The organism is Mycobacterium sp. HUMS_12744610, from assembly GCF_041206865.1.
In the GTDB taxonomy this organism is placed as follows: domain Bacteria; phylum Actinomycetota; class Actinomycetes; order Mycobacteriales; family Mycobacteriaceae; genus Mycobacterium; species Mycobacterium servetii.
The window spans coordinates 1,076,185-1,088,364 of record NZ_JBGEDP010000001.1 but is presented as its reverse complement, the minus strand read 5'-3'; the positions used below and the strand labels follow the sequence as shown (position 1 = coordinate 1,088,364).

Genomic DNA, 12,180 nt, shown 5'->3' with positions numbered 1-12,180 from the left:
CGACACCCCTGAGCTCCACATTCGATGAAAAATCCAGGCTGGGCGTTCGACTGCTGGATCGCACGCCGCAAGGCACCCGGCTGACGGAGGCCGGGGAGGTGTTCCTGCCGCGGGCCAAGGCCTTGCTGCGCTCGGCCACGCAGGCCGCCGCCCAGGCCCGGGCCGCCGCCCAGCCGAGCCGTATCGCGATCGGCTACACGACCGGGATGATCGTCACCCGCGCGGTGCGCGAGATGCGCCGCGAACACCCCGACGCCGATGTGCAAGTGTCCCATCTGGATTGGGACCAGGCCCTGGACGCGTTGCTCGGGCATCGGGTGGACGCGGTGGTGACCCGGCTCCCGTTCCCTACCGACGGGCTGCACGTGATCATCCTCTACGACGAGCCCCGGGTGCTGGCCATGTCGGTCGATCACCGGCTCGCGGGGAGGGAATTCGTCACCCTCGACGACATCGCCGACGAACCGATGCCCCGGGTTCGCGACTCCGACACGCTGTGGAGTGCCTTCTGGCGCATCGATCCCCGGCCCGACGGACGCCGGGCGCCCGATGGACCGTTCATCGACGCGCTCGAGGACAAATTCGAGCTGATCGCCTCCGGGCAGGCGGTCGCCGTTGTGCCCGATTTACGCGTCAACACCCTGCGGCCCGACATCATCACCGTCCCGTTGCGGGGCGTCGAGCCCTGCCACGTGGTGCTCGCCACGCGCGCCGGGGACCGGAGCCGGTTGGTGGCGGCGTTCCGCAAGCTCGCCGAGGCGCACCTCACGGGCTCGCCGTTCTGAGCCCGGGCGGGCCGTACGGAGGGCGGCGCCGATTCAGCCCTCGGGCAACACAGGCGGCGGGCGATACTGCGGCTCGTAACCGGACACGTGGATCGGGCCGGCGACGAGGCGGAAATCGCCCGCGGCCACAACCACTTCCGGGGTCGCATCGAGCGCCTCGGGCAACGTCCGGACGGCCGCCGCCGGCACCCCGAGGGGCCGCAGGCGCCGCTCCCACCCGACGGCGGTGTCGGTCGCCAGCATCGCGGTGACGACGGCGAGCACCTCGTCGCGCCGCTCGACCCGTTCGGCCATCGTCTCGAAGCCCCCGATACCCGCCTCGGCGGCGAAGGACTTCCAGAAGCCGTCGTGCGTGACGAACAGCGCCAGATATCCCTCGGCGGTCGGGAAGAGCTGGGCGGGCACGTAATACGAGTGCGCGCCGTACGGCCGCCGCCGCGGCTCCACGCCGTCGTTGAGGTAGGCCGCGGCGTGGTAGTTCAGCTGCGAGAACATCACGTCGCGCAGCGACACGTCCACCTGCCCGCCGGTGCCGGAGACGATCTTGGCCAGCAGGCCCAGCGCCGCGCACATGCCGGTGGAGTTGTCCGCCGAGGAGTAGCCGGGCAGCGTGGGAGGCCCGTCGGGGTCGCCCGTCAGGGCGGCGATACCGGTGGAGGCCTGGACCACGTAATCGAACGCCGGGTCGTCGCCGCCGTGCAGCCCGAAGCCGGTGATCGCCACGCACACGATCCGCTCGTTGTGGCGCCGCAACGCCTCGTAGGTGAGCCCCAGCCGGCGAATGGCCGACGGCTTGAGGTTCACCAGCAGCGCGTGGGCGTCGGCCACCAGCTCGCCCAGCCGTTGTTGGCCCGCATCGGAATTCAGGTCCAGGCAGATGCTGGACTTGTTGCGGTTGAGGCTGGCGAAGTAGCTGGGGCCCACGCCGCGGGAGATCTCGCCGCCGCGGGGTTCGATCTTGGTGACCTCGGCCCCGAGGTCGGCGAGCAGCATGGTGGCGTACGGGCCGGCCAGCATGGTGCCGACCTCGAGGATGCGAACCCCCATAAGCGGGCCCTGGGAACCGTCCCGCGTCACCGCAGCTCCGTTGCGAGAGCGGCGATCATCTCGCGGGTGCGCCGTTTGGAGGCGACCAGTTCGTCGCGGTCGGCGCCGATCGGCAACAGGCGCACCGACAGGTCGGTCACACCGGCGTCGGCGAAGCGGCGCATGCGAGCCAGGATCTGTTCGGAGTCGCCGGCCGCGCACAGGTCGCCGACATCGCGGGCGTCGCCGCGGTCGAGCAGGCGCTGGTAGTTGGGCGACACCTCGGCCTCGCCGAGGATGCGGTTGGCCCGCTCCTTGGCCTCGTCGACTTGCGAAGGTGCGCAAAGGGTTACCGGTATTCCCGCGACGATCCGCGGCGCGGGACGCCCGGCGTCCGCGGCGGCCTTGGTGATCTTCGGCGCGATGTGCTCGCCGATCGCGCGTTCGTCGGCCATCCACAAGACGGTGCCGTCGGCCAGTTCGCCCGCGATCTGCAGCATCACCGGACCCAGCGCGGCGACCAGCACCGGCATCGGGGTATCGGCCGCAAGCACCGTCGGATTGTGCACCGTGAACGAATCGTTCTCCACGTCAACCGGTCCCGGCCCGGCGGTGGCGGCGGCCAGCACCTGTAGGTAGTCGCGGGTGTAGGCGGCCGGCTTCTCATACGGCAGGCCGAGCATGTCGCGGACGATCCAGTGATGCGACGGTCCGACACCCAGCGCCAGCCGTCCGCCGGCGACCGCGTGCGTCGAGAGCGCCTGGCGGGCAAGGGCGATCGGATGCTGGGCCTGCAGCGGCACCACCGCGGTCCCCAGTTCGATGCGCGAGCTGTGCGCGGCCATCAGCGACACCATGGTCAGGCAGTCGAAGTCGTCGGGCACCTGCGGCATCCACGCCGTGTCCAGGCCCGCGGACTCGGCCCATTCGATATCGGAGACCAGCTTGTGCACCTTGCGGGCCATGTCGCCGCGCTCGGCACCGATCATCACTCCGACGCGCACGATTCCTCCGATGCGGGTTGGGGGGTTCCAGTCAGGGCGCGGATGTCGCGGACCAGTACGTCCAGCGGTGTGCCGGTGGGGAAGACCGCGGCGGCGCCGGCGGCCAGTAGTTTGTCGACGTCGGCGTGGGGGATGGTGCCGCCGACGACGACGGCGATGTCGGCGGCATCGGCGGCGCGCAGGGCCTCGATGGTGCGGGTGGTCAGCGCCAGGTGTGCACCCGAGAGGATGCTCAGACCCACGACGGCGACGTCTTCTTGGACGGCGATGGAGGCGATGTCCTCGATGCGTTGCCGGATGCCGGTGTAGATGACCTCGAAGCCTGCGTCGCGCAGGGTGCGCGCGACGATCTTGGCACCGCGATCGTGTCCGTCCAGGCCGGGCTTGGCCACCAGAATCCGAACCGCCATCTAGAACACCACCGGCTGTGCGAACTCGCCCCACACCGCTTTGAGCGCGGAGACCATCTCGCCGACGGTGCAGTAGGCGTTGGCGCAGTCGATCAGCTTGTGCATCAGGTTGTCGGTGCCCTCCGCGGCGCGTGACAGTTCCGCCAGCGCCGATTGCGCTGCGGCGGAGTCCCTTTCGGCCTTCACCTTGGAGAGCCGCTTGAGCTGCAGGTCGCGGCCCTCGGCGTCGAGTTCGTAGGTGATGACGTCGGGTTCGGGCTCCTCGGAGACGAAGCGGTTGACCCCGACGACGGGGCGGGTGCCGGCCTCGATGTCCTGATGGGTCCGGAAGGCCTCGTCGGCGATCAGGCCCTGAAGGTAGCCGTCCTCGATCGCGGCCACCATGCCGCCGTGGCGTTCCAGGTCGTCCATGATCTCCACGATGCGCGCCTCGGTCGCATCGGTGAGCGCCTCGACGAAGTAGGAGCCGCCCAGCGGGTCGGCCACGCTGGCCACCCCGGTCTCGTAGGCCAGGATCTGCTGGGTGCGCAACGCCAGCGTGGTGGACTCCTCGGTGGGCAGCGCGAACGGCTCGTCCCAGGCCGCGGTGAACATCGACTGCACCCCGCCGAGCACCGCCGCCATCGCCTCGTAGGCCACGCGCACGACGTTGTTGCGCGCCTGCGGGCCATACAGCGACGCGCCGCCGCACACGCAGCCGAACCGGAACATCGACGCCTTGTCGGTGGCCGCCCCGTAACGCTCCCGCACGATCGTGGCCCAACGGCGCCGTCCCGCACGGTATTTGGCGACCTCCTCGAAGAAGTCGCCGTGGGTGTAGAAGAAGAACGAGATCTGCGGCGCGAACTGGTCGATACTCATCCGGCCGCGGGCCACCACGGTGTCGCAATAGGTCACACCGTCGGCCAGGGTGAACGCCATCTCCTGCACCGCGTTGGCGCCGGCGTCGCGGAAATGCGCCCCGGCCACCGAAATCGCGTTGAAACGCGGCACTTCGGCCGCGCAGAACTCGATCGTGTCGGCGATCAGCCGCAGCGAGGGCTCCGGCGGCCAGATCCAGGTGCCGCGCGAGGCGTACTCCTTGAGGATGTCGTTCTGGATGGTCCCGGTCAACTTGGCCCGCGGGATGCCCTTCTTCTCGGCCGCGGCGACGTAGAAGGCCAGCAGGATGGCGGCGGTGCCGTTGATCGTCATGCTCGTGCTGAGCTTGTCCAGCGGGATGCCGTCGAAGAGGATCTCGAAGTCGGCCAGGGTGTCCACCGCGACGCCGACCCGGCCCACCTCCTCCCCGAACTCGGGATCATCGGAGTCGTATCCGCACTGGGTGGGCAGATCGAGAGCCACCGACAGCCCGGTCCCGCCCTGCTCGAGCAGGTATCGGTAGCGGCGGTTGGACTCCTCGGCGGTGCCGAAGCCCGAGTACTGGCGAAACGTCCACAGCTTGCCCCGATAGCCCGACGCGAAATTGCCCCGCGTGAACGGAAACTGTCCGGGCGGCGCAGGTTCCGCGGTCCTGTCCTCCGGCCCGTACACGGGCCGCAGCGGTATGCCCGATGGGGTCTGAGTCTCGTTGTCCATCGACTGATAACGTACTTGCAAAAAAAGAGAATGCCAATACCGCCCTGTTGACCAGGCCAAAGGAGACCCATGCCCAGCGACATGCTCGCCGACCGTACCGTCGTGATCTCCGGCGCCAGCCGCGGCATCGGCCTGGCGATCGGGATCGCCGCGGCCAGGCGGGGCGCCAACGTGGTGCTGTTGGCCAAGACCGACACCCCGCACCCCCGCCTCCCTGGAACAGTGCACACCGCGGCCGCCGACGTCGAGGCGACCAGCGGCAAGGCGCTGGCCGTCGTCGGCGACGTGCGCCGCGAAGAGGACGTGGCCCGCGCCGTCGAGGCCGCGGTGCAGCGCTTCGGCGGCATCGACGTCTGCGTGAACAACGCCAGCGCCATCGCCACCCAACCGACCGCCGAGCTGCCGGCCAAGAAGTTCGACCTGATGCAGGAGGTCAACCTCCGCGGCACGTTCCTGCTGACCAAGGCGTGCGTGCCGTACCTGCGGAAGTCGGCCAACCCGCACGTGCTCACCATCTCACCGCCGGTCAACATGAACCCGCACTGGCTGGGCGCGCACCCGTCCTACACGCTGTCCAAATACGGCATGACGCTGCTGTCGCTGGGCTGGGCGGCCGAGTTCGCCTTCAAACCCGGGAGAGCGGGGATCGCGGTGAATTGCCTGTGGCCGCAGACCTATATCGCCACCTCGGCCGTGGCGAACCTGCCCGACGGTGACCAACTGGCCGCGGGATCGCGCAGCCCGGAGATCATGGCCGACGCCGCCGTCGAGATCGTCTCGCGCCCGGCCCGGGAGGCCACCGGGCACTGCCACATCGACGCCGAGGTGCTGCGGTCGGCCGGGGTCACCGACCTGTCGCGTTACGGCGGCGGTGACCACCCGATCCCGGACCTGTTCCTAGACTGACGGCCATGACGGTTTCGCGGCCAACGGCCGGCGACCTCGACGCCGCGGCACACCATTTCGGGTTCCACCTCGACGCCGCCGCCCGGCGCGACTACCTGGCGGCCGTGCACCGCACCCTGGCGTCCTATGACGTCGTCGATGCGCTCTACGACGAGCTGGCGCGGCCGCAGACCCCCGAACGCGCGTACCGGTTCCCGACGCCGGAGGAAAACCCGCTCGGCGCCTGGTACGTCACCACCGAGATCCGCTCCGGTGCGGAGGGACCGCTGTCGGGCCGGACGGTCGCGGTCAAGGACAACATCGCCGTCGCCGGCGTTCCGATGATGAACGGGTCCCGCGCGGTCGAGGGCTTCGTCCCCGGCCGCGACGCGACCGTCGTCGAACGCCTGCTCGCCGCCGGGGCGACCATCGCCGGCAAGAGCGTGTGCGAGGACCTGTGCTGCTCGGGGTCGAGTTTCACCTCCGCCTCGGGGCCGGTGCGCAATCCCTGGGACACCGCGCGCGAGACGGGCGGATCCTCGAGCGGGAGCGGCGCCCTGGTCTCCGCCGGGGAAGTCGACCTGGCCCTCGGCGGCGACCAGGGCGGCTCGATCCGCATCCCGGCCGCGCTGTGCGGCATCGTCGGGCACAAGCCGACCCACGGCCTGGTGCCCTACACCGGCGCGTTCCCGATCGAGCGGACGATCGACCATCTCGGACCCATGACGCGCACCGTCGCCGACGCCGCGCTGTTGCTCACGGTGCTCGCCGGGCCCGACGGCCACGACCCGCGCCAGCGCCAGCGCACAGCCGCGTTCGACTACCGGGCCACTCTCACCGGCGACGTCACCGGGTTGCGGGTCGGCATCCTCGACGAGGGCTTCGGCCAGCCCGGCTCGTCACCGGAGGCCGACGAACTCGTCCGCGCGGGGGCGCGGCGGTTCACCGAATATGGTTGCCGCGTAGGAGAAGTCAGCGTGCCCTGGCACCGGACGGCGCTACACGTGTTCACTGTCATCTTCACCGACGGCGCCACCTACCAGATGGTCGACGGCAACGGCTACGGGCTCGGCGTCGACGGGTGGTACGACCCGGAACTCGTCGCGCACTTCGCCCGGCAGCGAGTCGCCCACGCCGACGAATTGGCCAGCACCGTCAAGGCCACCGCGCTGTGCGGGCACTACGGCCTCACGGCGCTGGGCGCCACCTCGTATGCCAAGGCGCGCAACCTCTTACCGCAGGTGCGGGCCGCCTACGACGCGGCGCTGACCGAGTACGACGTGCTGGTGATGCCGACCGTTCCGGGGACGGCGGACCCGCTGCCGGCGGGGGGTCCCGGTGATGTCGGGCTGCTCGGGCGCGCGCTGGGCAAGGCGACCAACACCGCGCCCATGGACATCACCGGTCATCCCGCCCTCTCGGTGCCCGCCGGGCTCCTCGACGGTCTGCCGGTCGGGATGATGATCGTGGGCAGGCGATTCGACGACGCCACGGTGCTGCGGGCCGGCGCCGCCTTCGAGTCCCTGTGCGGCGGCTTCTCCTCCCCGGGTAGCGCGAGCGCTCAGGGGTGACAGACGATCTCGCCGTGCGGGATCGCCAGCCAGCCGTCCGGGGCCGCGGCCCAGGCGCGCCACGCCGCGGAGATCTCCTCGAGCTGCGCCGGCGTGGCCAGGCCCAGCCGCAGCAACTCGCGCGCCACCCCCGAATGCAGGATCCGCTCGGCCCACATCCCGCCCCACCACTGGCGGGTCGCGGGCGTGGCGTAGCACCAGAGGCTGCCCGTGGGCGCGATGTCGGTAAACCCGGCCTCGAGCGCCCAGGACAGCAGCCGTCGGCCCGCATCGGGTTCGCCGCGGTTGGCGCGGGCCGCCTTCTCGTAGAGATCCAGCCACAGGTCGAGCGCGGGAAGCCTTGGATACCAGACGAATCCGGCGTAGTCGGCGTCGCGGGCCGCCACGATACCGCCCGGCCGGCAGACGCGGCGCATCTCGCGCAGCGCGCCCACCGGGTCGGCGACGTGCTGCAGCACCTGATGGGCGTGGACGACGTCGAAGCTGTCGTCGGGAAACTCGAGCCGGTGGACGTCGGCGGTGGCGAACGAGACGTTGGACAGGTTGCGCCGCTGCACCTCCGCGCGGGCCACCTCGAGGACCTCGCCGAACTGGTCGACGGCCGTGACCCGTCCGGGGTCGACCCGGGCGGCCAGGTCGCCGGTGATGGTCCCGGGCCCGCACCCGACGTCGAGTAGGGAAAGCCCCGGCTTCAGGTGCGGCAGCAGGTAGGCCGCGGAGTCGTCGGCCGTGCGCCGCTGGTGGCCGTGCAGCACCGACTCGTGGTGTCCGTGGGTGTAGTTGGCCCGAGGCTCGTCGCTCACCGTGCGCCCCCTAGGGCGTGTCTCCCAATTTTTCGACTGTTGACCAGCCAGGATTGGCTGGTGACGCGGATTGGTGTGATTTCTGACGAGTTCTGGGCGGTGGTTGAGCCGTTGATGCCTTCGCATGAGGGCAAGCGGGGCCGGAGGTTTGGTGATCACCGGTTGATTTTGGAGGGGATTGCCTGGCGGTTTCGCACGGGATGCCCGTGGCGGGACCTGCCCGCTGATTTCGGGCCATGGAAAACGGTGTGGAAGCGTCATCACCGATGGTCGCTGGATGGCACCTATGACGTGATGTTTGCTCAGGTGGCGCACGCCTTCGGGTTCGACGCCGAGATGGCCGGCGATATCGAGAAGCTGTTGTCGGTGGATTCGACGAACGTACGGGCGCATCAACATTCGGCGGGTGCCCGGTCGGACACGCTGGCAAAAGGGGGCCCTGTCGAATTACAAGAAATCCGCCGATGAACCCGACGACCATGCAATTGGGCGTTCGCGAGGCGGGCTGACCACCAAGATCCACACCCTGACCGATCAGCGCGAAGCTGTTGTCGCGGTCCGGTTGACCGCTGGCCAGGCCGGCGACAATCCGCAGTTGCTGCCTTTGCTCGACGACTACGACCACGCCTGCGCTGAGCACGGTGTGACCGGTGGCGACTTCCGATTGCTCGCCGACAAGGCGTATTCACACCCGAGCACGCGCACCGAATTACGTTCCCGAAGAATCAAGCACACGATTCCCGAACGCAAAGACCAGATCGCCCGGCGCAAGGCCAAGGGATCGGCCGGGGGTCGCCCACCGGCGTTCGACGCCGAGCTCTACGGTCTGCGCAACACCGTCGAACGAGGCTACAACCGGCTCAAGCAATGGCGCGGTATCGCGACCCGCTACGACAAATACGCCCTGACCTACCTCGGCGGTGTCCTATTGGCCTGCGCCGTAATCCATTCCCGCGTCGGAAACAACCAATTGGGAGACACGCCCTAGTCGACCGGGACGTCGAGGATCGGCCGGTCGACGGCGGCGCCCGGTCCGTTGAAGTGCCACCATTCACCGGAGTACACGCTCAGCCCGCCGTAGGTCATCGCGTTCCGCAGCTGGGCGCGGTTCGCCTGGGCCTCCGGGCTGACGCCCTGCGTGGCGAATGCGGTTGCCCGGGGGGTGAAGTCGTCGAAGTCGGTGCCCATGTCGGCCAGGCACACCCCGCCGGCATGACGGTCGGGCGGACATGGCTGCCCCGCGCTGGTGAACGTCACGTCGACCGAGCGCCCGGACTCGTGGCTGTGCGCGTAGGACCCCGGCCGCGCGACCCACGCCGGATTGGGCACGACGTTGAACATCTTGACCTGCACGTCGTGGGGCCGGTAGCAGTCCCAGAAGACCAGCACGTGTCCCTGGGGGCGCAGCGCCGCCGCGGCCGCGCCGAGGCCGGGCGCCATCGACTGGTGCACCAGGCACCGGGCGTCGGATGGATACAACTGCGTGTGGGTGAAGTTGTTCGTCGTCGCATAGCGCAGGTCGACGACGGCGTCCGGCACGACGCTGCGGACGTCGACGAACCCCGCCGCGCGCGCCGCCGCGCTGACGGGCGGCACGTCCGGCCCGGCGGTGGCCCGCGGAGCCTGGCAAGCGCCGACCGCGAGCGCCACGGCGATCACCGGCCCGTGGAACCGCCGCACCGATGACATCCGACCATTGTTACGGGTCACCGCGCCGGGCCGTCACCCGATGTCGCCCTCCACGTAGCGCTGCAGGTTGGGCGCCAGCGCCGCCACCACCTCGTCGTCGGACATCGACGCGATCGGTTCGATCTGCCAGACGTACCGCACCATCCCCAGCCCGATCAGCTGGGTGGCGATCAGACCACTGCGCCGCAGCCGCTCGTCCTCGTCGGCCCCCAGCGTGGACTGGCCGATCAGGCCGCGCTCGACGATCGCCCGCAGCTTGTCGCGGGTCTTGCTGTCGTGCGCGGCGGTCATCATCACCGCGCGCAGGATCGGGCCGATCTCCTCGTCGGCCCAGCTGGCCAGCATGTTGCGGACGAGCTGACGCCCCAGGTCCGACGTCGGCGCCGCCCACGTCGCGACGACCGACTCGAGCCACTTCCGCGGCGGGTCGGTCGCGGCGTCGAGCAGGCCCTCCTTGGAGCCGAAGTAGTGGTAGATCAGCGCCGGGTCCACGTCCGCGGCGCGGGCGACGGCGCGGATCGCGGTGCCGGCCCAGCCGTGCTCGGCGAATTCGTCGCGCGCCGCCGCCAGGATGCGCGCGGCCAACACGCCGCGTTCGTCGCGCGGGCCCGGGGGGATCGCTCGCTTGGCCATCGCCCCACCATATCGCGAAGTTTCATCTTGCGTTGAGACTAGTCTCAACGTAGCGTGAAACTATGACGAAGCTGAACGGCCCGCAAACCACCGGGCGCGATTACCGCAACCTCAGCGAACCGCGATACGGCTCCCGCAGCGACCTGAACACCGAGATCGCCGTGCGCGACGGCACCACGCTGCTCGCCGACGTCCACCGGCCCGACGCCGACGGCCGCTTGTCCCTATCCGCGCCAGATGCAGGACCTGGGCCACCCCGGCCGGATTCATCGAGGCCGGGGTGACGGACTTCTGGGTGCCACGCGGCTACGTGCACGTCATCGCAAACCTGCGCGGCACGGGCGACACGTTCGCCTTCTTCGACGCCCAGGAACGCCGCGACGTCCACGCCCGCGTGGAGTGGGTTGCCGCGCAACCGTGGTGAGACGGCAACGTCGCCATGATCGGCATCAGTTACTTCGCGATGACCCAACTCGAGGCGGCCGTCGAGCGGCAGCCCCATCTGAAGGCGATCTTCCCGCTGGCCGTGACGGCGGACCTCTATGAGGGCGCCACCACCACGGCCTGTTGAGCTCGTCGTTCATCACCCCGTTCCTGAGCGATGACGGGCCTGACCTCCGAGCGCAGCGAGAAGCTTTGGCGCAGCATGCCGGTCGGCCTGGCCCGGCGGGTACTGAAAAGCTCACGGATCCACAAGAAATTCGAAACCATGAACGGCGAGGCGGCGGTCACCATGCTGCGCCAACCGCTCAGGCTGCCGCACAATCCCCACCACTGGGACGAGCTGTGGCACGAGGCCGCGGTCCGGCACCCCGCCCGCGACGACTGGCGAGAGGAGCGAAACCTGTTGCCGCACCTGAAGAACATCGATATCCCGGCCTACCTGGGATGCGACTGGGAGAACGTGCCACTGCACCTGCCGTCCACCTTCGCCGCGTGGAACGCGCTGTCGGGCAACGATCGGGGGCGGATGGGAATGCTGGGCAGGTTCGGGCTGACCTGGCCACCGGGCGGGCGCGAATTCCTGGTGCTGGGCGCGGGCCTGGGCCGCGTCAGGGCCAGCGAGACCGACCCGCCGCCGATCCTCGCGTGGGACAGCGCACCGCTGGACGCGGACCTCGACGTGGCCGGCGACATCGAACTGCTCCTCATCGCCTCCGCGACGGCGATCGACGTCGCCTGTATGGCCACCCTGCAGGACGCGGGCCCCGACGGCGAGGTGTTGGAGGTGACCGCGGGCTGGCTGCGCGGCAGCATGCGCGAAGTCGACCAGGCGGCCAGCCCCCCGGGCGCCCCGGTGCTGCCGTGCCGCACCCCACCGGCGATCCCGTTGGGTGAGGACGTCGTCTATCGAATTCCGTTGGCGCCCAGGGCCGACGCTTCAAGTCGGGTCACCGCGTCTGGCTGGTGCTCGCCGGCGACGACCAGGACCCGTCAATACCGACGATCACGAACTTCCGCCACGCCAGCGTCGGCACCAGCAGCCTCAACACGGTCCGGTCGTCGTCGCGGCCGCTGATCCCGGTGCGAGGGTGGCCGACGGGGAGGTCTCACGACGATGTTCCCGATAACGGCATCTCTCCGCGCGAAGATGCGCACAATGATGACCGGGGTAGTCGGCAGACGGAAGCGAGAAACCCATGGCCGCCGACCCAGAGTGCGGCCGCTGTAAACGGCCGATCGAACCGGAATGGCTCGGCAGACGGCGCCGTATGCATTTACCTGGCCGCCGAATGCCCGCGACCCGGAGAGCACGCTCCGCCCAGTTAGCCGGCTTGCGCGCCGGTCATGACGGA

The 12,180-nt window shown here is 69.8% G+C and carries 11 protein-coding genes and 3 pseudogenes; 7 read left to right on the top strand and 7 right to left on the bottom strand.

The genetic code is table 11. The features are described 5' to 3' along the window. Positions 1-29: 29 nt before the first annotated feature. Positions 30-785, top strand: a pseudogene (locus AB8998_RS05515) (LysR family transcriptional regulator); the annotation flags it as partial. Between the two features lie 33 nt (positions 786-818). On the opposite strand, the gene AB8998_RS05510 reads toward AB8998_RS05515, so the two are convergent. From AB8998_RS05510 to AB8998_RS05495, 4 genes are read right to left on the bottom strand one after another with little or no spacing between them, the layout of a single operon-like run. Further along, positions 819-1,832 carry a CaiB/BaiF CoA transferase family protein gene (locus AB8998_RS05510; protein WP_369741429.1) on the bottom strand — a complete coding sequence of 338 codons (1,014 nt, stop codon included), beginning with the start codon at positions 1,830-1,832 and terminating at the stop codon, positions 819-821. A 26-nt stretch (positions 1,833-1,858) separates the two neighbouring features. Further along, positions 1,859-2,815 (bottom strand): LLM class F420-dependent oxidoreductase, encoded by a 957-nt coding sequence (locus tag AB8998_RS05505; RefSeq protein ID WP_369736969.1) that lies wholly within the window; start codon positions 2,813-2,815, stop codon positions 1,859-1,861. Continuing rightward, the gene (locus AB8998_RS05500) at positions 2,800-3,225 is read right to left on the bottom strand and encodes a cobalamin-dependent protein (protein ID WP_369736968.1); all 426 of its coding nucleotides are present in this window, start codon (positions 3,223-3,225) and stop codon (positions 2,800-2,802) included. Before AB8998_RS05500 ends, AB8998_RS05505 begins: the two co-directional genes overlap by 16 nt. Continuing rightward, positions 3,226-4,803, bottom strand: a complete 1,578-nt coding sequence (locus tag AB8998_RS05495) for a methylmalonyl-CoA mutase family protein (protein ID WP_369736967.1) — start codon at positions 4,801-4,803, stop codon at positions 3,226-3,228. Between the two features lie 69 nt (positions 4,804-4,872). On the opposite strand from AB8998_RS05495, the gene AB8998_RS05490 reads away from it, so the two are divergent. Both AB8998_RS05490 and AB8998_RS05485 read left to right on the top strand, forming a co-directional pair. Beyond that, the gene (locus AB8998_RS05490; RefSeq protein WP_369736966.1) at positions 4,873-5,709 is read left to right on the top strand and encodes an SDR family oxidoreductase; all 837 of its coding nucleotides are present in this window, start codon (positions 4,873-4,875) and stop codon (positions 5,707-5,709) included. A 5-nt stretch (positions 5,710-5,714) separates the two neighbouring features. Continuing rightward, complete coding sequence (locus AB8998_RS05485) at positions 5,715-7,259, top strand: amidase (RefSeq protein ID WP_369736965.1); 1,545 nt, start codon at positions 5,715-5,717, stop codon at positions 7,257-7,259. Here AB8998_RS05485 and AB8998_RS05480 read toward each other — a convergent pair. After that, positions 7,250-8,062, bottom strand: coding sequence for a methyltransferase domain-containing protein (locus AB8998_RS05480; protein ID WP_369736964.1), 813 nt, complete (start codon positions 8,060-8,062; stop codon positions 7,250-7,252). The two genes, AB8998_RS05485 and AB8998_RS05480, sit on opposite strands and share 10 nt — an antisense overlap. Positions 8,063-8,122: 60 nt before the next feature. Between AB8998_RS05480 and AB8998_RS05475 the strand changes: the two are divergent. Next, positions 8,123-9,050: pseudogene (locus AB8998_RS05475) on the top strand (IS5 family transposase). Here AB8998_RS05475 and AB8998_RS05470 read toward each other — a convergent pair. Further along, positions 9,047-9,751: a M15 family metallopeptidase gene (locus AB8998_RS05470; protein ID WP_369736963.1), complete on the bottom strand. Its 705-nt coding sequence runs from the start codon at positions 9,749-9,751 to the stop codon at positions 9,047-9,049. The pseudogene AB8998_RS05475 and the gene AB8998_RS05470 sit on opposite strands and share 4 nt — an antisense overlap. A 33-nt stretch (positions 9,752-9,784) precedes the next feature. Then, positions 9,785-10,384, bottom strand: coding sequence for a TetR/AcrR family transcriptional regulator (locus tag AB8998_RS05465; RefSeq protein WP_369736962.1), 600 nt, complete (start codon positions 10,382-10,384; stop codon positions 9,785-9,787). 62 nt (positions 10,385-10,446) lie between these two features. Between AB8998_RS05465 and AB8998_RS05460 the strand changes: the two genes are divergently transcribed. The 3 genes and pseudogenes from AB8998_RS05460 (at position 10,447) to AB8998_RS05450 (ending at position 11,903) form a co-directional block, all read left to right on the top strand. Further along, on the top strand, positions 10,447-10,668 hold the full coding sequence (locus AB8998_RS05460; RefSeq protein ID WP_369736961.1) for a hypothetical protein: 222 nt from the start codon (positions 10,447-10,449) through the stop codon (positions 10,666-10,668). Continuing rightward, a pseudogene (locus AB8998_RS05455) lies at positions 10,611-10,955 on the top strand (CocE/NonD family hydrolase). The gene AB8998_RS05460 and the pseudogene AB8998_RS05455 overlap by 58 nt, the downstream one beginning before the upstream one ends. Before the next feature lie 30 nt (positions 10,956-10,985). Then, positions 10,986-11,903 (top strand): CocE/NonD family hydrolase C-terminal non-catalytic domain-containing protein, encoded by a 918-nt coding sequence (locus AB8998_RS05450; protein WP_369736960.1) that lies wholly within the window; start codon positions 10,986-10,988, stop codon positions 11,901-11,903. The last annotated feature ends 277 nt before the right edge of the window (positions 11,904-12,180 follow it).

Coding starts and splice junctions, on each gene's coding strand:
- AB8998_RS05450 (WP_369736960.1), top strand. CDS start 10,986: ATGACGGGCCTGACCTCCGAGCGCAGCGAGAAGCTTTGGCGCAGCATG.
- AB8998_RS05500 (WP_369736968.1), bottom strand. CDS start 3,225: ATGGCGGTTCGGATTCTGGTGGCCAAGCCCGGCCTGGACGGACACGAT.
- AB8998_RS05465 (WP_369736962.1), bottom strand. CDS start 10,384: ATGGCCAAGCGAGCGATCCCCCCGGGCCCGCGCGACGAACGCGGCGTG.
- AB8998_RS05460 (WP_369736961.1), top strand. CDS start 10,447: ATGACGAAGCTGAACGGCCCGCAAACCACCGGGCGCGATTACCGCAAC.
- AB8998_RS05495 (WP_369736967.1), bottom strand. CDS start 4,803: ATGGACAACGAGACTCAGACCCCATCGGGCATACCGCTGCGGCCCGTG.
- AB8998_RS05490 (WP_369736966.1), top strand. CDS start 4,873: ATGCCCAGCGACATGCTCGCCGACCGTACCGTCGTGATCTCCGGCGCC.
- AB8998_RS05510 (WP_369741429.1), bottom strand. CDS start 1,832: ATGGGGGTTCGCATCCTCGAGGTCGGCACCATGCTGGCCGGCCCGTAC.
- AB8998_RS05485 (WP_369736965.1), top strand. CDS start 5,715: ATGACGGTTTCGCGGCCAACGGCCGGCGACCTCGACGCCGCGGCACAC.
- AB8998_RS05470 (WP_369736963.1), bottom strand. CDS start 9,751: ATGTCATCGGTGCGGCGGTTCCACGGGCCGGTGATCGCCGTGGCGCTC.